At 47.5% G+C, this 21,474-nt stretch carries 16 protein-coding genes and 2 pseudogenes; 2 read left to right on the top strand and 16 right to left on the bottom strand.

The features are described from left to right. Position 1: 1 nt before the first annotated feature. The 11 genes and pseudogenes from L0M14_RS04735 to L0M14_RS04685 all read right to left on the bottom strand — a co-directional run bounded on the left by L0M14_RS04735 (position 2) and on the right by L0M14_RS04685 (position 12,319). Positions 2–262 (bottom strand): acyl carrier protein, encoded by a 261-nt coding sequence (locus L0M14_RS04735; protein WP_235121070.1) that lies wholly within the window; start codon positions 260–262, stop codon positions 2–4. A gap of 12 nt (positions 263–274) precedes the next feature. Then, complete coding sequence (locus L0M14_RS04730; protein ID WP_235121069.1) at positions 275–1,402, bottom strand: BtrH N-terminal domain-containing protein; 1,128 nt, start codon at positions 1,400–1,402, stop codon at positions 275–277. 8 nt (positions 1,403–1,410) lie between these two features. Continuing rightward, positions 1,411–2,822, bottom strand: a pseudogene (locus L0M14_RS04725) (bifunctional metallophosphatase/5'-nucleotidase). Between the two features lie 220 nt (positions 2,823–3,042). Beyond that, complete coding sequence (locus L0M14_RS04720) at positions 3,043–3,867, bottom strand: ABC transporter permease (protein ID WP_235121068.1); 825 nt, start codon at positions 3,865–3,867, stop codon at positions 3,043–3,045. Between the two features lie 6 nt (positions 3,868–3,873). Beyond that, a complete protein-coding gene (locus tag L0M14_RS04715; protein WP_235121067.1) occupies positions 3,874–5,646 on the bottom strand; it encodes an ATP-binding cassette domain-containing protein in 1,773 nt (590 codons plus the stop codon). Further along, positions 5,637–5,921, bottom strand: coding sequence for an acyl carrier protein (locus tag L0M14_RS04710; protein ID WP_235121066.1), 285 nt, complete (start codon positions 5,919–5,921; stop codon positions 5,637–5,639). Before L0M14_RS04710 ends, L0M14_RS04715 begins: the two co-directional genes overlap by 10 nt. Positions 5,922–6,136: 215 nt before the next feature. Continuing rightward, positions 6,137–6,787, bottom strand: a complete 651-nt coding sequence (locus L0M14_RS04705; protein WP_235121065.1) for a response regulator — start codon at positions 6,785–6,787, stop codon at positions 6,137–6,139. Between the two features lie 132 nt (positions 6,788–6,919). Beyond that, positions 6,920–8,569 (bottom strand): alpha-amylase family glycosyl hydrolase, encoded by a 1,650-nt coding sequence (locus tag L0M14_RS04700; RefSeq protein ID WP_235121064.1) that lies wholly within the window; start codon positions 8,567–8,569, stop codon positions 6,920–6,922. Next, complete coding sequence (locus tag L0M14_RS04695; protein ID WP_235121063.1) at positions 8,566–9,414, bottom strand: sugar ABC transporter permease; 849 nt, start codon at positions 9,412–9,414, stop codon at positions 8,566–8,568. The genes L0M14_RS04700 and L0M14_RS04695 overlap by 4 nt, the downstream gene beginning before the upstream one ends. Then, a pseudogene (locus tag L0M14_RS04690) lies at positions 9,411–10,744 on the bottom strand (carbohydrate ABC transporter permease). The gene L0M14_RS04695 and the pseudogene L0M14_RS04690 overlap by 4 nt, the downstream one beginning before the upstream one ends. 249 nt (positions 10,745–10,993) lie before the next feature. Continuing rightward, the gene (locus L0M14_RS04685) at positions 10,994–12,319 is read right to left on the bottom strand and encodes a sugar ABC transporter substrate-binding protein (RefSeq protein WP_235121062.1); all 1,326 of its coding nucleotides are present in this window, start codon (positions 12,317–12,319) and stop codon (positions 10,994–10,996) included. Positions 12,320–12,916: 597 nt separating this feature from the next. On the opposite strand from L0M14_RS04685, the gene L0M14_RS04680 reads away from it, so the two are divergent. Continuing rightward, positions 12,917–13,942 carry a LacI family DNA-binding transcriptional regulator gene (locus L0M14_RS04680; protein ID WP_235121061.1) on the top strand — a complete coding sequence of 342 codons (1,026 nt, stop codon included), beginning with the start codon at positions 12,917–12,919 and terminating at the stop codon, positions 13,940–13,942. Positions 13,943–13,956: 14 nt separating this feature from the next. Beyond that, positions 13,957–15,930, top strand: coding sequence for a glycoside hydrolase family 15 protein (locus tag L0M14_RS04675; protein WP_235121060.1), 1,974 nt, complete (start codon positions 13,957–13,959; stop codon positions 15,928–15,930). A gap of 161 nt (positions 15,931–16,091) precedes the next feature. Here the strand turns inward: L0M14_RS04675 and L0M14_RS04670 are convergent, their stop codons facing one another. From L0M14_RS04670 to L0M14_RS04650, 5 genes are all read right to left on the bottom strand, one after another. After that, positions 16,092–17,354, bottom strand: coding sequence for a glycoside hydrolase family 18 protein (locus L0M14_RS04670; protein ID WP_235121059.1), 1,263 nt, complete (start codon positions 17,352–17,354; stop codon positions 16,092–16,094). A 191-nt stretch (positions 17,355–17,545) separates the two neighbouring features. After that, positions 17,546–17,737 carry a CRISPR-associated endonuclease Cas1 gene (locus tag L0M14_RS04665; protein ID WP_235121058.1) on the bottom strand — a complete coding sequence of 64 codons (192 nt, stop codon included), beginning with the start codon at positions 17,735–17,737 and terminating at the stop codon, positions 17,546–17,548. 151 nt (positions 17,738–17,888) lie between these two features. Then, complete coding sequence (locus L0M14_RS04660; protein WP_235121057.1) at positions 17,889–19,070, bottom strand: DNA sulfur modification protein DndB; 1,182 nt, start codon at positions 19,068–19,070, stop codon at positions 17,889–17,891. Beyond that, complete coding sequence (locus L0M14_RS04655; RefSeq protein ID WP_235121056.1) at positions 19,070–20,206, bottom strand: DNA sulfur modification protein DndB; 1,137 nt, start codon at positions 20,204–20,206, stop codon at positions 19,070–19,072. Before L0M14_RS04655 ends, L0M14_RS04660 begins: the two co-directional genes overlap by 1 nt. Before the next feature lie 70 nt (positions 20,207–20,276). Beyond that, on the bottom strand, positions 20,277–21,452 hold the full coding sequence (locus L0M14_RS04650; RefSeq protein WP_235121055.1) for an LL-diaminopimelate aminotransferase: 1,176 nt from the start codon (positions 21,450–21,452) through the stop codon (positions 20,277–20,279). Between the last annotated feature and the right edge of the window lie 22 nt (positions 21,453–21,474).

The raw sequence follows: 21,474 nt of genomic DNA, 5'->3' as shown, positions 1-21,474 counted from the left end.
GTCAGCTCACTTGCCCCGCTAGTGTTTTCCCAACGAGCGCCGTCAAATCGCCAATGCTTCGAAGACCCTCCATGCCCAAATCCGACTCATCAAACGTAATGCTGCAGCCCTCTTCAATGAGTACGAGCAGCTCCACGTATTTAATGGAATCCACACCTAAATCGGACAAAAGCACTTCGTCGTTCAGCTCTACCTGCTCTACACCTGCTGCTAGTCCTTGCAGCGCCTCTTTAATTTGATTTTTAATCTCCATATTCGTCATCGTATATCCTCCTTAGATTGCTAATGATCCAGCACCTATACTCTGAATAGCACGCTTTTCCAAATCCATAATCGCTTGCAAATGTTTATCCAAGTCATCAATCAGCTTCAACGATTTCGTGATTCCCAGCTTCAGACAAACGTTTGCACAAATGTCCCAACGCTTTGCTGATTCTTCCAATGCCTCGCAGGCTGCATTCGTCGCCGCTTCCGGGAGCAGCTCGCGGATCGTCTCCAGATACACCTTAAAGCGTCTTCGGCTTCTGGCGATTACTTTGAGGTTTTGATTCAAGTACGAACGGAAGAAGTAGACAAAACGTTCATCCACAGCGCCTTCCTTTCGTCTCAACAGCCCCTGCCGAAAAGCATCGATTCTCTCTAGCCCGCAAATCTGTCCCAAAATGACCTCTCCACCCTCCATCCGTCGGCAGCTGCGGTTTACTACATCCAACAGCCTTTCTCTCGTCAGTTGAACAGGACGAAATTCATCCATCTCAATCCAAAGATTTCGAACCGGCCTGTTATAGCTCCCGGCAATCGGATTGGAGCACGGGGTCAACGCTTGTCTAGATCTGCGTATGTCCTCCTTCGGGATCGTCCCCAAGAAGTTCGTTCCGCTCGAAAGCTCATATCTGTCGAACACCTCGTACACGCCCTGCTCATCATCATAGCCCGTTATGACGATCGCATGAAGTCCATGCTCCTTGCCGCAAGCAGGATGATAAGGCATATCGTACAAATCTACAAAGACAATGACTGGCTTGTTCTCATCCAGCAGCTCTCTAAGCCGCTTGTCTGCAGCCTCACCGTCGTCGTGAATGTTCATGCTGATCTGAATGCGGTCATGAACCGGCGGTAATTCCCTTCCTTCCCGGTAATACTGAGTTGCAGGCAAATAAATAAATTCGAAGGAAGTGTTCAGCTGTTCCTCGGAGAACTCAACCGAATTGGCAAAATGGAATAAGAAATTTGTTCCGATAAATCCGGTTTCTTGCTCGTACATAAACGATAAGTAATCCGCCAAAACCAACCGAGGGTCGTAGCCCATCCGGGTTAGCAAGGAACCATATGCATTGTTAAAGCAATCGCTCACATACGGCTCAAAATAGCGCGGCACGTCTTGAACAGACTTTTTCCCCATATTCCCTCCTATTTGTATCTCTCATTGGTAATCGTGATTCTTCCCTCCGTTTGCGGCGACACTGTCCCCTTGCTTTTCACATATTCTGCCAGTACATCCCGCAGCAGTCCTCCACGGCTGATCATTTTGGCGCCCTCGAATTCCTTGTAGTTATCGCCTCCATTGACCAGATAATCGTTAACGGCCACTTTGTACAGCTTATCTTTATCAAGCGGCTGTCCATTCATGGTCACGCTGATCAAACGCTTACCTGCTTGCTTGGAGCCGTCAAAGGAATAGCTGATTCCGGAGACCTGCAGGAAACCGCCGTTACTGGAACCGATCGGCCACTCTCTGAGTCCTCTTTCGAGCGCTTCGTACACCTTTTCGCCTTTCACCTCGACGGTTACAAGTGAATTAACAAACGGCAGCGGCTTGCCGATCGTGTACAAGGACAATTCGCCTTTCGGGATACTCTCCCTGATTCCCCCCCATTGAGCAGGGCTAGATCAGCTTGTCCTATCTCCTTCATAGCATCCGTGATGAGGTCCGCCAAATTCGTTTCCTTCGATCGGACTTGGGAGCGAATACCGTTAAGCTGCACATCGCTGGAGCCCACGACCTCTTTCCCTTGCTCAAGCGCAATCGCATGATATTTATTGGCAACTTCAGCTACTGCTTGGTCCTCTTTGGACCGGTCTTTCGTTTGATAGGTGCTCCACGCGACCTTGGCGACCTTACCATCCTTGAAGTACATATCAGCTAAGCCCACATGCGTACTGTAAGAGCCTGGTTCCGCCAGATAGGTTTGGTTCACCTTGTCTGCCTTTTCATACAGCCAGTGATGATGACCGCTTAGGATAAAATCGATACCGGAAACCTTCTTGATCAGCTCTTTATCCAGATCATCCCCCAGGTGCGACATCAAGATGATGGCATCGACATGCTGTTCCTGCAGCTCAGCGATGACCCTGCGTGCCGCCGTCTCTTGATCCTCGAACGTAACGCCACTGGGATCCAACACGTTCATGTTCGACAATGCTTCAGGGACCGTCAACCCAAACAGACCGATTTTTTTGCCGCCTACTGTAACGATCTTGTAGGACTCGAAGGCCGGCTTACCGTTCTTGTAGACATTCGCTGTCAGCATAGGAAATTTCAGTTGATCCTTGATTTCCATGGCCCGGTCGAAACCGAAATCCAAGTCGTGATTGCCGAGAACCATCGCGTCGTACCCCATCAGGTTAGCTGCTTCAACAACACCCTCACCCTCATTGATGTTCGCTTCATTCGTACCGTGGAACATGTCTCCGCTGTCCAGAAACAAGGAGTTCGGATTCTTGGCGCGAAGCTCGTCCGCAATTCCTTTCAGCAGCGGCATGCCCATCTCCGTACTGACTTCATCCAGCGTATAATATCCGCCGTTTGCTTCGTCATACATCAAATGCCCGTGAACATCTCCTGTGTTGATAATGCTGATTTTTTCATCGTAGTAGCCCAGTGCTAGTAGCACGTCTTGAACGTTTACTTTTTTTACGGTGTAGTACACGGAAACTCCAATTAAAATCACAGCAATCACGATGATATTCGTATATTTTTTCAAAATTCATGATCCTCCCACTAAGCTTCCATCAAATAAACCCCTCTGTATAATCCTCTTCCTAGAACAAAGCGTTCCCTGAGCTCGAATATCGCTTAGCCCCCGTTTTCCAAAACCAGTATACGAGGATGAACATGACAACGCCGACGAGCGGCGACAAATACATACAGCCTTCCCAGAATGAGCCCATCTCACTTTTTCTTAAAAAATATTGCGCAGGGAAATAATTGACGAACGAGAATGGCACAACAAAAATGAGCAATTTCTGTATCAGTCCAGGATAAAAGCTGATCGGATACCCGGCAATCCTTCTAGAATTAAAGAAAATGAGATTGCGCAAATTCTCCGTACGTATCACCCAAAAGCTGAAGCAAGCCGACAGCAGGAAGATGGCTGCCTGTATGATCGCACCGCCAATCAAGGCCGCTATGTAGTACAGACTGTTCTGCCAAGTCCACTCGATGCCGACGGAGAAAGCTGTATTCATAAAGAGCAGCACACCTACGATGCCGTGTCCCAGTGTAGCCGGATAATCAACCCTAGAAGCAATAATCTGGAACATCAAGCCCAGAGGCCGGATGAGCAGCCGGTCAAATTCTCCGGAGTAGACCATCTGATCGAAGTCTCTGATTCCCGAGAATAAGAACACAAACAAACTGTAGGATAAGAATAAAAAGCTGTATAAAAAGAACAATTCGTTCATTTCCCAACCCTTAATGTGAAGAAATCGAGTAAGAATGAGGAACATGACGATGACACTGATCATTTCCCTGAAGCAGATCGCAACCGTGATTAACGTCCGGTCGAATTTGTACTCCAGCGTTGTCTTCAAGCTCAGTATGGAATACTTATAGAACACGACCAGCAGGTCTAGTAACGACTTCATTCGAGATCACCCCCCTTGTACGACTAATTTTTTAGCAGCCGCTTTCCACAGTAGCTGCCCCAGTCCAAAAAGAATCAACACCCAAATGATTTGCCTTGTCATGGCCCCTATGATTTCTTCCTGGGGAATCATGCCCAAGTAGATACGGATCGGTGTATAGAACATGGAATCGAAGGGAGTGAGCTGAATAAAATCAGTGAGCCAAGAGGGCATAAACCACAGTGGGATTAATGCGCCTGAGAAGATCATCACCGCAGCATCCTTGATCGTAACGAGACTGAAGGTCCAGTAAAACCAGAAGGAGCTAATCCAGACCAGAAAGTTCAGCTGATACAGGACCAAATAACCTAGAATGGCGCTGAGTATGAAGTAGAGCAACATGGCGAGAGAGAAAGGAGGCAGCAGTTTGAATAGAAAAATGGAGATAATCAGTGCGGGTGCAAGCTGCATAATGAGACGGAACAGAGTTGTTCCGATGCTATGAGAGAGAACGTACATTCTGAAACTGATCGGCCTTAGTAAATCCGAGGAAATAAGACCGCTCCTAACCTTGGATTCAATCAGATATTCATCCATCATGTACACCACTTGCATGAGAAAGGAGAGCACGATGTACGTCGCCAGAATTTTGAATTGAACTCCATCCAGCGTCTCCTCTTCCTCATAAATCGCCTTCCAGATGGAAATGTTGACGAATATCATGACGAGCGCGTTGATGACCCCGGCGAAATAATCCATCCGGTAGACCAGGTTGTTCTGAAAGGATTTCTTAGCAAACTCCAGATAAACTCTTATCAAGGTGAATTCCCCCTGGTAAATATCCCGAATGACGCTATCGATTTCAGGCTCCTGCACCGTCAGATCGAGAATGCTGTATCTTTGGGAAATCTGATTGATAAGCTGTGAAACCTGAACCTCATTCTTTTCGAAGCGAAACCATTTCTTGTTATCCTTCTCTTCGATCAGTTCCGCGCCCGGCACTATGACCTGAGGATAACGTTCAGCAAATTCTACAGCCAAGATGCGGCTGCCGCCGTACAGATCTTTGATTTCCGCCACGCTTCCGTCGTAAATCTTCTTGCCATGGTCAATAATGATCATGCGTTGGCAGGTCTTCTCGATATCCACCATATCGTGGGTCGTAAACAGCATGGTTGTGCCTTTTTCCTTATTGACAGTTCGAATGAATTCTCGAATATTCTCCTTAGCGACGACGTCAAGTCCAATCGTAGGCTCATCGAAGAAAATAATATCGGGATCATGCAGCAGCGCAGCAGCGATATCGGCACGCATCTTTTGCCCTAAGCTCAGCTGACGTACGGGATGCTTCATAAATTCATGCAGGCCGAGAAGCTCGCTGAACAATTGAAGATTGCTCCGATAGACCTGATCAGGAATTTTATAAATATGCTTGAGCAAATCATACGTATCCGCCACAGGCAAGTCCCACCAGAGCTGTGTTCGCTGTCCAAACACGACCCCGATGCGGGAAGCATTCTTCTTGCGGTCCTTATATGGGGATAACCCGCCCACCTTAATCGTTCCGGAAGTTGGGACCAAAATACCGGTCAACATCTTCACGGTAGAGGATTTACCAGCTCCGTTAGGACCTATGAATCCGACAGTTTCACCTTTCTCAATCGAAAAGGAGACGCCGTCAACAGCTCGCTTGGTCTGATATTCCGGAATCAAAATACTTTGAATTGAGCCTAATAATCCCTTCTTCCTTACATTTAATTGGTATTCTTTGACCAGATCGACCACCTCGATCATCGGCATGCTTCTTCCTCCTTGATCCCCGCAGATGGCTTGTCCAGCTTTCGCATCACAATCTCACTCAATTTAGAAATGGTGTTCAACTGGTCCAGCAGAAGCTCGTCATCATGAAACACGACGCCAAAATGCTCCTCGATCTGAATGACAATGTCCATGCAATTGATCGAATCCATCCCTACGGTGTTTAAAGGTTCATCTGGACCCATACTTGAGACCTCTTGAGCCTCCAATTTTAATACGGATGTAATGATGCCCTTTATAGCTTCCGTTTCTGTCATTACCCCCTACTTCCTTTCTATCGAGTATGCCAGGTATTTGTGACCCCTCAGTAACCTGAGAAGCGATCACCTTACCTGTAGTACAAATTATACTTGCTTACCGAAAGAGAACTAGATGCCCTGCGTAACGATTCATTGTCCTTGTGGCCAATTCATACGCCTAAAAAAAGGAAACGCAGCTTATCCTTAGTCCTTGTTTCCTACGTATACTCCGTCTAACTAACCAGTCTGTTACGAATGGCATATACGACCAATTGGATCCTGTCCCTCACCTCCAGCTTTTTGAGAATGCCGGAAATCGTATTCTTGATCGTGCCTTCCGAGACAAATAAGCTCTTGGCGATCTCCCTGTTTTCCTTCCCCTCCACAATATGCCGGATGATGTTGATTTCACGCTCCGTAAGAGGAAGCGCAACTTTATCCTCACTCAGAAAGCTAGTCTGCTTATAAAGATTCACATGCTCGACGATCCCCTTTAGTGCATCCTTATGCATGATGCTTAGCCCTGTAACTGCACTTTTCACGGCCATGATTAGCTCATCGGGGCTGATATCCTTCAGAATATACCCATTCACGCCATGATGGATGGCTTGAACCATCAGCTCGGCATCGCTGCAGCCGGTAAAAATCATGATTTTTAGAGAGGGGAACTTGTCCTTAATTCGTTTGATCCCTTCTACACCATCCAGGCTTGGCAAAGAAATATCCATCACAATCATGTCGGGCTGCAGTTGCGTGCAGAGGTTCATCGTTTCCAGAGCGGTACGGGCGTACCCCACAACCTTAATTTCCCTTTCCCTTTCCAAAATCAGCTTAATACCTTCGCTCATAATTTTGTGATCATCGGCCAACACGATCTTAATCATATGTCCTCCTTTTGGTTACCCTCGTAATCTGACATGTAGGAAGCAGTTCAAGATTTTGTATAAACAAAAAAAAAGCAGCCCCAAAACTAGCAATGAGACTGCACCTCTAAGTTGTAGGAGTATGTAGTTAGGTTACGGTTTGAGTACAACCGTACTATAGGGAGGAAGCGTTACATTGTTATCCGCAAGGGCGGCTTCTGTGTTCGTAGAAAAGGAAAGCTGGTTAAAAGCATCTGTAGAACGATGATTCAAAGTAACCGTTAGCTTCTTTCCCGAAATATTGTGTAAGACAAGTACTGTTTCGTGGTCGGTCATACGCAAATAGGAAACAACACCTGGCGTGTTCACCTCATAGCTGCCGATGTCACCGTCCCGCAGAGCAGGCTCCTTCTTGCGTAAGTCAATCAAATTTTTGTAAAAGTTCCATAGCGAGTCCGGGTCCTTTCTCTGCACTTCAACGGATGGTCTGGATCTGCCTCTGTTGGACAGAATGGGCTCCCACGTCGTTTGGCCCTGCCCTTTTTCCGACTCACTCCATAGCATCGGTTCGCGTTTGTTCTCGTCCGCCCCTCTGCCCTGCATACCGATTTCATCGCCATAATAAACAAATGGATTGCCAGGCAGTGTCAATAATAGGGCCGCCGCCATCTTGGCATGTTCCAGATTGCCGTTAAAGCTGCTCATCACACGATCCATATCGTGGTTTCCTAGGAAAGTGGCATCCACGAAGCTGCCGCCGGATTCCTGATAGAATGGCTGATAGCTGCGCTTTACTAGTTCTGCCAAATCCTCGGTTTGTTCGGAACTTACAATTGTACGAAGTGTCTTATTGAGGTCGAAGTCGAAGGTTGAATTGAAGGCGTGGTTAACATAGGGGGCAGCGACGGAAGCGCTATCCCATACTTCCCCTACCAGGTAAGCATCAGGATTGACCTCATTAAGGCCTTTACGGAATTCCTGCCACCATGCTTGGTTCTTGGCGGCAATTTCTTGGCTGCCCGAGGATGATTTCAAGTCGTCGTACACGTGCTTAGCCGCATCCAAACGGAAGCCGTCAAAGCCCAGCTTCAGCCAAAACTGTCCCACCTGAACGAGCTCATGGCGAACGTCCGGATTATCGAAATTCAAATCAGGCATCCCCTCGGAAAATACGCCCAAGTAGGAATCGCTGCCTTTCTTATGCCAGGCTGAACCGCCTGTAGCGCTTTGTTCGCCTGAATTGTATGCGTCCAAACCCTCCTGCCAGGTATACCAATTTCGGTGCGGGCTGATCTTGTCTGCGGCCGAATCGAGAAACCAAGGGTGCTTCGAGCTCGTATGATTGACGACTAAATCCATGATTACCTTGATGCGGCGTTTATGCGCCTCCTGAATAAGATGTTGGCAATCGTCCATGGTGCCGAATTGTGGATTGATGCTGTAATAATCCGTAATATCATAACCGTGGTAGCTCGGAGAGGGCTGAATCGGTGTCAACCAGATCCCTTGTACACCAAGATCGGATAAATAATCCAGCTTCTCCTCAATTCCCTTGAGATCACCGATCCCGTCCCCGTTGGAATCATAGAAGGATCTTACAAAGATCTGGTAATAGACAATGGAGGGCTGCACATCCAGAATTGAATCGAATCCAACCTCATCTGGAGTCTTACCAGGAGACTGTCCTGCAATCAGATCGGGAGCCTCTGTCGGTCCCATCGTCCCACAGCTTGAAACGAGCCAAGCAGCGAGGACGAGGGAACCGAGCACAGCCCCTTTTTTTCGAGACCTTATCCGCTTCATCCTTTATTGGCTCCAGCAGTCAAGCCATCAACCAAATTGCGCTGCAGGAAGATGAATAAAATTGTGATCGGAATCGCAATCAGCACGGACGATGCGGCGAACAATGTGAAGTTCGAGCTTTGATTATTGCCCACTACCTGATCAAAGAGGCCTACGGCCAACGTCCATTTGTCTCTGGAACGGAGCACCAGACGTGCAAAGATAAAATCAACCCATGGTCCGACGAAGGAGGTCAAAGCAACATAGGTGATCAAAGGCTTCGATAGAGGCAGCATGATCCGGGAAAAAATCGTCATGTTGTTGGCTCCGTCAATCTTAGCCGCCTCATCCAGGCTGCGTGGAATGGCGTCGAAGAAGCCTTTCGCCAGAATAGTGGTGAACAGTGGTGCTCCTGCCGCATACACGATAATAATAGCCAGGTGAGTATTTAATAAGCCCATTTCCTTAAGCAGAATAAATAGCGCAATCAAGCTGAGGAACCCCGGAAACATATTAAGAACTAGAATCATGGACAATGTAAGGCTGCGCCCTTTAAAACGGAAGCGTGAAACCGCATAACCGCACAGCAAGACCAGGAAGGTGCCAAGCACCATGGAAATGGTGGCGATTTTCAGCGTATTCAGATACCATTGACCGAACAAAAAGCTCTTGGAAGTAAAAAGGATTCGATAGTTATCGAGCGTAAAGCTTTCGGGAATTAATGTCTTGCTATAAAGGGACCGACCAGACCGAAACGAGCCAAGAACGATCCATAACGCTGGATACAAGCTACAGATAGCCAGAATAATGAGCACAATATAACTGAGACTTAGCCGTGTGAGGTTTGCGAGTCGTTGACCGATCATTGAATCATGTCCTCCTCTCTGAATGAACGGGATCTGCGGAAATTCCAGATGGAGAAGGTTGCTACAATAAGGAAAATAATGATCCCAATAGCTGAGGCAATATTATATTTCAACTGATTCAGCGTCAGGTTGAACAGCCAGGTCACAAGTAGGTCAGTGGCCCCCGCGAACTGATATTGCCCAACTGTAGGACCTCCCTGTGTCAGCAGGAAGATGGCGTTGAAATTGTTGATGTTACCCGCAAATTGTGTAATTAGAACAGGCCCTGTAGTGAATAAGACTAAAGGCATCGTAATGACCTTGAACTTCTGAAAGCCCGTTGCCCCGTCGATATCGGCTGCTTCATATAAGTCTTTTGGAATGGTTGTGAGAACACCCATAATAAGAATCATAGAAACCGGAATCCCTACCCACATATTGACAAGAATTACTGTGAATTTGGCCCAAACCGGGTCTGTCAACCATTGAGGCTGGTAAATGCCTAAATAGCCCAGATATTGATTGATTGGACCGAACTGGGCATTGAACAAATTGCGCATCATCAGCAGCGAGATCAAGCTCGGAATCGCATAAGGAACAATTAGAATCGTTCTCCAGAAGCCTTTAAAGCGGATCCCTTTTTGTTGGACCAGCAGTGCGACCATAAAGCCTCCAAAAAAGTCGTAATGGTCGCAGATACTGCCCAAATGATGGTCCATCTTAACACACCAAAAAACGTAGCGCTCCAGGATTTAAGCAACAGCAGGTCCTTAAATGTTTGTAAACCTACCCAATCGACAAGCTTGGCAGGCGGGACGTGGTCGGGCGCGGAATAATTGGTAAAAGCAATCATCACCATGAAGATGATCGGCAGTACAGTAAAGAAAAGAATGCCGACTCCCGGAAGGATCAGCAGCATCTCTGCAAATTTCTTGTCCAGCATATAGTGAAGGGATTGCATGAAGTTGTTTGGCTTCTTCCCTGCTTCGCGTTGCTTCCCAACTTCATATGCATCCCTTACATTCATAATGTAAATAGTGGCGAGAAGCAGAAAAGCGAGCACGATTGAAATGCCCTCTAGCATCAAAAAGATGGAATGATCACCCGGAACGTTCTTGAAAACACCCTTAACCTCGACCTGTCTGGTCGGCGTACTACCTAAGGTCATGAGCCCTACAACCGCATTGAATAATTTGTCATGAAAATAGGTAACACCCGCCGCTTGTAAGGCGGCTAGCAGCAGGCCCTTTATGTACTGCCGGTTATACCATTGGCCCAGCCCGGACCATAACACAGACAGAATAGCTGCAAAGAAGCGTGAACGAGACAGTCTAGCTTCCTTTTCCTGCATCGTTACCATGCGCATCTGACTCATCTCCTTGCTCCTCTCACGTTGAAAATTATTGAATTCACCCGCCTATCATCCAGCGGGTGAATTCATACAGACTGTCGATAAAGTGAAGTGTAGGGCTCAGTAGTTTTCGGAGATTAGTGCGATCGGAGAAAATCTACTGAAGCTCGTAACGGTCATCAGCTTTATCGGCAAATCGTATGAATTCACCCGCCTGCTACCCAGCGGGTGAATTCATACGCGCACCTCTTATTTGGCTGAGCTGCTGTTCGCGTCTTTAATTTGCTTCACGGCGTTATCCAGCGCTTCCTTCGGATCTTTGCCGGAGTTCCAAATGTCGCTTAGCGCTGCTCCGATTGGGGACCATACACTTTCCATTTCCGGAATGGAAGGCATTGGAATCGAGTTCTTGGATTGCTCTACGAAAGCGGACACGTAGGGATCATTTTTGATTTGAGCGTCACCTTGCGCTTCCGTATTGGTAGGTACGGAGCCGATAATTTTATAAAGCTGCAGCTGCGCTTCTTTGCTTGTAGAGAATTTAGCATACAGCTTCGCCGCATTCGGATACTTCGAATACGCGTTGACTACCACTTCTTGAATACCTGCGAAAGTAATTGCCGGTTTGCCATTAATTTGCGGGATTGGCGCTATGCCCAGGTCATCGCCCAGTGCTTCCTTGTATGCCGCCATTTCCCATGGTCCGGTAATGTCCATAGCAGCGTCGCCTTTCGTGAACAGCGATCTTTTAATATCCGGGTTAATGTCTCCTGCATTAATAGGCAGAACATCGTTCTTCAAGCTGGCGTACAGCTTTAAGCCTGCTACAGCGCCATCGGTATTTAGCCCGATATCATGAGGATCAGTACCGTTTTTGCCAAATACGTATCCGCCGCCTGCTGCGAAGAACGGATAGTTAAAATAGAAATTCCCGCTTTCCCAGATTAATCCGTATTTGTTCTTTGATTTGTCCGTGAACGTTTTGCTGAAAGCCACAACGTCATCGAACGATTTCGGCGGCGTTGGCACCAGCTTTTTATTGTAGTACATGGCGATCGTTTCAGCGGAACGAGGATACGCATAAATTTTGTCCCCGCTGGTCGCCCCTATGACCGCACTTTCCGTATTGCTTTTCTTCGTCACATCGCCAAAAATATCATTCGGCAGTACGAGTCCTGCGTTTACCGCTCTGCCAAGGTGATTGTGAGGAATGACGAATACATCGGCACCGATTCCGGCAGGTCCGTCATTGCTCATGCGATTCACTGTATCAGGCGGTCCTACTTCTTCGATTTGAACTTCCACGTTATATTTGGCAGAAAATTGTTTGGCAATTTCTTCTTCAAAAGGCCGCTCTTTTGCACCATCCCAAATTAGCAGCTTTGCTCCTGGTTCAGGTGTGATCCCTGCATCATCCGCCCCAGCTTGAGCACCTTCCGTATTAGGAGCTGCCGTCTCTGCGGATACCGGAGGATTCTCCTTATCGGTCGAGCCTGGTGAAGCCGCTCCACATGCTGCCAAAGCCAAGCTAGTAGTAACAGCCGTTACAACCACCAACATTTTTTTCATTGTCATTCGAAAACCACCCTTCAAAAATTGTTTGCACTATCTCTAAATCACCTGCACTGTTCTCTAAGCCCACCCATGGTTAATTCGACACCGTTCGGGAAACCGGTTTTCTAAATGGGTATAGCTCACTTGTAAACGCTTCATTTCTTCCTTTATCATACATTTGAGAAGAAACAAAGTACAAACGTTTGCACAATTCAAATTAACCGATTATTGGCGATAATTCCATAGCTTTCTCCGAATCGCTCTTTTTTTCTCAGTTTCACAAGAAATTTTGGAAATTATTTGGCAAAGAGGGAAGTTCCTGAGATGGATGCCATTTATCACATGCCTAACTTCTTCTCCTCTGTAACTTCGAGTGGACTGCTTCCCTCTGTGTACTCTGAGTTTATTGTGGTTTTATAGCTCTGTTGCTTTACAGCTTTCCATCTGCAACTTTGAGCTTCTTTTTATTCACTACAACACCTTTTTAACCGCTTCTCACACCTAAATCATTAACACCGTTAAAATCAAATATTTACTTTTCTATATCAAATAAGATAACATGAAAAGATAATGTATTTATGCTAGATTCAATCGTTTGCACACAGGAGGATCTTTCACATGTCAGTCACGATTATCGACGTTGCCAAAAGAGCTGGGGTATCCCCTTCAACCGTATCTCGCGTTATCTCCGGACATCCTCGGATTAGCCCTGCCACGACCCGTAAAGTCAAAGAGATTATGCAGGAAATGGGATATCATCCGAATGTCATGGCGAAGAGCCTTGTATCCAAAACAACACAGACAATCGGCATTTTGCTGCCTCGTTCTGCAGAAGAGCTGTTTCTTAATCTCTTCTTCTCGGAAATCATCCGAGGTGTTGTCACCCAATCCACACGAAGCGGATACGACCTCATGATGACGACCGGCACGTCGGAAAGCGAGGAAGTGGAGGCCGTCACCCGGCTTGTTAAAGGCCGCCGCGTAGACGGTGTGATTCTGCTCTACTCCCGTAAATCGGACCCTGTCATTGCCTTTTTGAAAGAACAGGATTTTCCTTTTGTGCTTGTCGGACGCAGTGAAGACTACCCCGATATTTTGGCAGTGGACAACAACAACGTGCAGGCAGCCTATGATGCAACCCGCCATCTGATCGCCCAAGGACATAAGCGGATCGGCTTTGTCAGTGGACCTCCGAATCTGATTGTCTCCAGAGACAGGATGATCGGGTACAAGAAGGCGATGCAAGAAGCGAGTCTGGACATTCAATCCGAATGGATTGTTGAGGGAGAGTTTCTGCAGGAAAGCGGCTATAGAGCCATGTCTTTCTTTATGAATCTGCCGCATCGTCCAACCGCACTTGTAGCCATTGACGATATCGTTGCCTTCGGTGTGCTTCGCGGCTTGACCGAGCTGGGATACAAGGTACCGCAGGATCTGAGCCTGGTCGGATTTAACAATATCTCAATTTCAGAGCTTGCCTCACCTCCGATCAGTTCCATCGATATCGGGATCTATCAGCTGGGCTACACCGCCTCGCAAACTTTGATTCGAGCTGTAAAAGGCGAGTCCATTCATCAGCGCCATATTATTATTCCGCACCGTCTGGTCGCTCGTGAATCCTCTCTTCATACCAACCAAGAATAAGGAGTTGTTCTCTTATGTCACAAGACAAAAAGCCTTACTTGATCGACGCCATCGCAGGAAATTCCCGCTTTTTGGCTTCTCTTGGCCGTACAGGCAGAATGTTTCGCCTTTGGTGGCCGCATATCGATTATCCGCAGCACGTTGATGAAATCCGTACCGGTCTGTTTGTAGACGGTTTGACGGAACGCACTTCCTGGTTCGACAGCGCTGAAGAAGGCTGGGGCCATGAAGCCGGCTATGTAAGCCGCACGAATATATTCCGTGTCCTGGCAGAACATGCGACTATCCCCGTTTCTGTGCAATCCCTTGACTATGCGGTACCAGGTCAAAATGTGTTCGTTCGTCATTACAGCTTTACGAATCGCTCCGACTCACCGGTATCTTTCCGTTTCATGTATTATTCCTCGTTCCGTTCCATGGAAACGAATTATTATCACACGACGCAGTTTGACGAAGCCTTGGACGCTATCACTCACATGCGCCACGAGTATATTTTTTCGGTCTCGAGTTCAAACGTTTGCACAGGATTCCAAGCAGGTCAAGCATGGGCTGGGGCTAATACCGGTCAGCTTAACGGTACTGACATTGATATGCAGCCTGACGGAGCCTTAAGCTGGAGCTTTACTAGCGTTCAACCGGGGCAAACGGTTGAAGTACCGGTATATATTGCAGCAGGCTCTACCCGTCAAGAAGCTGCTGAGGCTCTTGCCCTTGCTAAAAGCCAACCTGCCGCATACTGGTACGATCAAACGGCAGCCTACTGGCAGCAATACCTGGCAGACGCGGTGCCCGCTCCCGAAGCGGCTGAAGACATCCGTGAGCTGTATGAGCGCTCCCTGCTCACGATGAAGCTGATGTCCGACGAGCAGAGCGGCAGCGTCGTCGCTGCGCCGGAGTTCGACGAAGGCTTCACACGCTGCGGCGGCTATGCCTACTGCTGGGGTCGCGACGCAGCCTTCATCACGACAGCCCTCGACCGTGTCGGGCTGTCGGATCTGTCCACTCGCTTCTACGAGTGGACCCTGACTGCCCAGGACGCCGACGGGTCCTGGCAGCAGCGCCACTACCATGACGGGCGTCTGGCGCCGTCATGGGGCCTTCAGATCGACGAGGGCGCGTCGATCCTCTGGGGGATGTGGCAGCATTACAGCCACATCCAAGATGCCGCCTTCGCCGAGCGGGTATGGCCCGCCGTGGCGAAGGGCGCCGATTTCCTCGTCAGCTACATCGACGAGGAAACCGGCCTGCCTGCGCCAAGCCGCGACCTCTGGGAGGAGCGCTTGGCGGAGCACACGTACTCGGCCGCTGCCGTGTACGGCGGTTTGACGGCCGCAGCCGCCTTTGCACGGCTGCGCGGTCTTGAAGAGCAAGCGTCCGCATGGGCGCTTGCAGCGGAAGGCATCCAGCAGCGTATCGGCGATAGCTGCTGGAATGAAGACCGCGGATCGTTCTACCGCGGTCTGAAGCTGGCCGTCACCGAGCCGGAATTCCGCTCGGCGGAGGAGCAAGGCGCCGCCACTTCGGTGAAGGTGAGCGCGAAGGGCTATCCGACGTATCTGCTTCAGCATGATCCGGTTATCGACATCAGCCTCCTGGGCATCTCCGTGCCATTCGGCGCTGTGGACGTCCACGACCCTCGTATGGCCCGCACCGCTGAAGCGATCGAGCGTGAGCTGACCGTACCTGTCGTAGGCGGAATCAAACGATACGAGGACGATCCTTATATCGGAGGAAATCCTTGGATTCTGACAACGCTATGGCTCAGCCATTACAAAATCGCCGTTGGCCAATACGAGGAAGCCAGAGCCCTGCTTCAATGGGCTGTCGATCACCGTACCGATATGGGACTGCTTCCGGAGCAGATCGACAAAGTCACTGGAGAAACCGCTTGGGTTGTGCCTTTGACCTGGTCTCACGCGATGTTCATTTTGGCCGTCTCCATGCTGAGTGAAGTTGATCAGCTGAGAGTCCGTCAGCTGCAGCAATAAAGCAATAAGACGGCAAGCCCCGAACTATAGCGCAAATGCGCACAGTTCGGGGCTTTATTGTTGCCGATTAAGTAGAGTCCCTAACCTGCTGCAACAGACGCTTTACATGCCTCCAGATTCTCCCCAAACACTATCAGACAGAATCCTAGCTTCCTCCCCTCTTATAGCTTTCGAATCGTAAAAAATTTTCTCAACAGCCAAGTTCCCGGCGCGAAGCCTAGTGTTAACTGCCACGCTCCCAAAGCTTGCAAGCCGTATTCCCGGACCAACAGCATTTTACCGCTCATGCTTCTCACATCTTCGAACCACACCTCATGAAGCATCCCTTGTTCGTTTCGGTACTGGTAATAAGGAGTCTGTGCTTCCCGGGAATATTGGATAGGAGCCTGATATCTCATTGCCGTTTGAATCGCATTCTGATTAGATATTCCCGGTGCCACCATTCCGGGCTGATAGGGTATACTCCAGCTGTATCCATATAGTGGAACCCCCAGAATAATTTTCTGACGCGGGACATATTTAAGTGCAAATTGAATCGTATTCTTGACCTGATCGAGAGGGGCGACAGGACCTGCCTCACTTACAGAGTGATGCCAGTCATACGCCATGATAAACATAGAATCAACTACAGACCCGATAGCGCCATAATCATAGCCGAGCATCCAAGGAATATCCTCGCTGGTTTTGGGAGGAACTGCAATGGTTAAGGCAAAGCCGCCTGGTTTCAAGCGATCTCTCAATTGGCGAAGAAAACCGCTAAATAGATCCCTGTCCACAGCTCTGACCAGCTCAAAATCAATGTTTACACCGCCGTACCCCTTGCGTAAAACTAACTCAGCTATATGATCTACCAGATTGCTTCTTGCAGCAGGGTTATTCAATACTAGGTGAACAAGCTCCGAATCAAACCCTGCTTCCGTGAGATTGGTAATCGTAACTAAAGGGGTAACCCGATTCTTCCAGGTTGTTTCAATGGCTGCGTAATCCTCTAACTGATTTACAATATCCCCATTACTTGCAAAATGATATTCAAAGATCGAAATAGAGGAAGAATAGGGAGCATACTCCCGAATCAGTGCCTGATCTAACTCCGGACTTCGCACTCCGTAATAGCTCAGCGTATCTGCGATATAATTGGATGTATCAGGAATCTTGATTATCATTCCAGGCTGAAGGGTCTCCGGCTTGATCATAGAATTGGCTGCTTCCAATTGTCCAATCGGTACAAAGGCCTTGTGCGCGATAAGGCTATACGTGTCACCAGGCTGCACGACATAGGTATATGAGTCTATAAGTAAAGCTTGCCCCGGGACGATATTCGTTTCCGTGAGACCATTTACAGTTTGGATTTGATTTACCGGAATTCGATATCTTTTGCTGATCTCAAATAAAGATTCGCCAGCTTGAACAGTATGAACAAACAAGATTCTTCCTCCAATCTGAGGCTGTTTTTCATCAAAGACGCATGTGATAAGTGTATTTATCGGGACAGCTTATTTATAACCTTAGATACTTTGTACCACTCAAGACCTTGTCCTACATGTTGCCATCGAAACAAAAAAGCACCCCAAAGCTGCTATATCCAGCCTTGGAGCGCTCTTTCGTAATGAACAAATTAAGGAATGTGGATGACGGAGATATGACCGATTGGGTAGTAGTACACAGTGCCTCCATTACTTACGATAACGACATTACCGTTTTGAATACCAACGTATCTTCCTGTGTGGTTAGGAGTAGTTCCACTGTGAACAGTGATTACTGTACCGATGCTGATTTGGGACAAAGTAGCTAATATAGAGCAGCTCATGGACAATTCCTCCTTTCAAACTTGATACTCTATATAATGCAGCGATCCTATCATTAGCTTGGACGATTCTATTGATGAATTCGTACAAAATGCAAGAAACCCCTTTCTTATTCAACCTGCCGGTTGATAGAAAGAGGGTTATTCTCATTGTTTATGCTGGGGATGCCACATCATCTTCATTGGAAGAATCCGAGTCGTTTCCTTCGAGGAAGAACTGCACCATTTTTACATGTTTCTTCAGAGATTTCTCATGAATAAGATTAATCTTGCCGTTATCCAGAGAACCAAATACGTATATCAGCTCTTCGTTATCATGGGACCAATCAAATCCATCTAAGATCTGCAGGCATTGCGTCCATTCTTCGTTATACTCCCCATTCGGGAAGAGGAAGCGATTTGCGTACAATGCAATGCTTTCCTGTACGACGCGGTTGGCTGAGGTATATGTGGCAATCCCGGGCTGTTCCGGCATCATAGGCAGAAGCGTATTGAAGAACTGATGTAAGATCTCCACATAGGTCGAAGGATCATGACGGATTCTCCGCTGAAGCTCATAGGAAGGCTGCATTCTGCCTGAAAAAAGCATGGTGGCAATCGAATAGAGCCAGCTGAAACAAGTGAAATTGCGATTGAACGAGGTCAAGTTGCTTCGGCGCTCGACGCCTGCTGCTTTTAAATAGATGTTATGATCCACAACCTGTTGAATAACTAGATTAAGCGGATCGATCGAGTCGAAGGAGTGACCCAGTTCTTTACTGACGAGTTGAACCTTAGAGTTAATGTCGCCAAATAATTGCTGCTCTTCCTCTTCCGTTAACCCGATGTAGATTTGAACAGCCAGCTGCGTATCCATCAAATCCAGACGTCTGCTTTCCAGTTGATTAATCACGCCTTCAAGCTGGTCTACTTCCTGCTTCAGCTCCGTATCATCCGGAAATTTACGCTGTTTAATTTTTAATAGCGCTAATTTTTTCTCATGCCGCTTTACTTCTTTCTGAAGCTGTTCATTTACATAACCAAGAGCAAGAATACGATGCTGTCCGTCGAGAATACTCAATTTGCTGCCGTGCTTTAACATGAATTCGTTCTCGCCTTTAGACAACTGATTCACTTCTCGTAAGGAAAGCGTTACAGGCCCAAAGAAGACGTGGTCTAACTCCCGCTCTTGCAAGTAGGTCGAAATTTTTCGTCTTTGCATATTGCTAAGCTTACGCTGAACCATCGGATCAATCATCGTGTAGTTCAACAAATCCTGTACTCTCAGCGCAACGGTAGAGAGTCCGAATTTATCGCAGAACGGATGAATCGTCATTTGTAAACGTAGTCCTTCCATTAGCCGGCATCCTCCTTATCACTAATGAGAAATACATTTTGTTCTTGATAGAAGTTCTTGATATATTGATAAGCTTTCATAATTCGAGAGCGTCTAGGCAGCCGGTCCTTTTCATCACCTACATAAATCGCGTTCCAATTCAAATGCGGCAGAATTTTCAAAGCATGCTCCAGTGCATATCGATTAAACTTACCTGTTTTGGTTGCTTCTTCATGGAAGAATAGCGCTAATGCGATTTGAATATTTTCTGACCAGACCAGCTCACCCTTTGCAGGTGTAGGCAGGTAATGAAGCAATCCATTAAAGTACGATGCTGCAAGTGATACCTGATCTTGAAGCTCTTTCTCTTCATATTGATAACCGTTATTTCGTGCCGCAGACTTCATTCGGCCTTCAAAGAGAGCTACTAGAATCTCGATAAGCAGATGGTACGAGAAGAGGTATTCCGGCGCCTTGCCGCGTTCGGAGAACATATCGACCGTTAATGTCTGCATAGCCGGAGCCTTCGTCGCCAGCTCTGTCGCAGCCACATGATAGAATCTGCGCTGGTCCCGAAGAACAGCCAGATTCCCTCCAATTTTTCGCGGAAGCTTATTGATATCTGAAAATAATTGGCGTTCTTGACGAGCATTAATATCAATGTATGTCATTGTCGAAATCGGGAACGCATATAATCTGCGAAGCTTCTCCGTAATTTCTTCCATTTTGTCATATTCCCGTCTATCTTTCGCTCTTGCCATTTGACTCTGAAGTGTTTCCATAATACGCTGGAACGCAGCCAACCGGTGCTGTCCATCTACGACATATAGCTTCTCAATGGGCTGCAGACGGAACACGTTATTTTCCTCATCGTAATGTCCCGCTCCACGGGCAGAAAATATGATGCCAGGGAAATAGATCGGCTGACGATCTTCTAAATACAAGTTGATATAGTCGATCAGCTTGGAAAGATTACGCGGTATGATCGCCCTTTGAACTTCCAAATCTACTTCATAAATCGAGAACAGCTTGCTCATGGGCAAAGTGGCAGCAATCGTCGCCTGACCGAAGGTCTGGCCCAGTACTCCCGGTATTTCCACAAACGATGAATGTTTCTGCTCAGCTAAGAGCTCGGATAATGATGAAATTGCATCCATATGCGTACCCCTTTCAAATAATAACTCGATACGTCTCTCATTCTCCTATTTTTGCCAAAACTTCTTTATTTCATTCTATCGAACGAAACCAATCTCCAATTCGACGAGCAGCTTCCAGTAATCGTTCCTCACTCTGTACGAGTGCAATGCGCACAAATCCTTCCCCTTCAGCTCCAAATGCATCACCAGGGATTACGACAACTCCGGCATGATAAAGCATTTCCCGGGAAATTTGTCGAGATGTCCAGCCTTTCGGAACCGGCGCCCATATGAACATTGTCGCTTTAGGAGGTCGAATGTGCCAACCTGCTTTTGCAAGTTCTGCAAGAAATACGTCCCTTCTGCTCTGATACACCTCCGCTACCGAGTGATCGTTTTCCATATCCTCTTCCAAGGCTGCTATCCCTGCTGCTTGAACCGCTTGAAATACGCCGTAATCTATATTCGATTTTAACGTCTTAAGCGCTTTTACAGCACTTTCATTGCCAGTTAAAAAAGCAATCCGACAGCCCGCCATATTAAAGCTTTTTGACAAAGAATGGAATTCGACAGCAACCTCCTTAGCTCCTTCAATTTCTAAAATGCTCATAGGACGATATCCGTCGAACGCCATTTCGGAATACGCTAGATCGTGCACAATCAAGAGCTCATGCTTTCGGGCATATGCTACCAATCGTTCAAAAAAAGATCTGTCTGCCACGGCCGAAAGCGGATTGCTAGGATAATTAAGCAAAATAAATTTCGCCTTTGCAGCGACATCGTTTGGAATCTCCGATAGGTCCGGCAAATAATCATTTGAAACGCGCAATGGAAGCAAATAGGGCTCAACCCCTGCTAAAACAAGGCTCGCCGAATAAATCGGATACCCCGGATCGGGAACAATCGCTGCATCACCAGGATCACATAACGAAAGTGCTAGATGTGCCAATCCGTCCTGAGAGCCCATTAACGTTAATATTTCGGTTGCGGGATCTAGCTCAACGCCGAATCGGTGCCGGTACCACTTGGCTACTGCAGTGCGAAACTCAAGGCTTCCTTCTGAAGAAGGATAGCCGTAAAGTCCCGGATTTCGTACCGCCTCTGTGATGGCATCGATAATTCGTTCCGATGGAGGCAGGTCAGGACTTCCTATTCCTAAATCTATGACATCTACCCCTTGGTTCATAACCTCTCTCTTCCAATCCGCTACCTCGGAAAATATAGCCGAGCCTAGCTGTGTAAGACGCTTGGAGCCTGTTAGTTTCATATGTGCAGTCCTTCTTTTTAAT

Origin of the sequence: Paenibacillus hexagrammi (assembly GCF_021513275.1) — a bacterium.
Classification (GTDB): domain Bacteria; phylum Bacillota; class Bacilli; order Paenibacillales; family NBRC-103111; genus Paenibacillus_E; species Paenibacillus_E hexagrammi.
The sequence above is the reverse complement of the archived record's forward strand: the minus strand, read 5'-3'. Positions and strand labels throughout refer to the sequence as shown.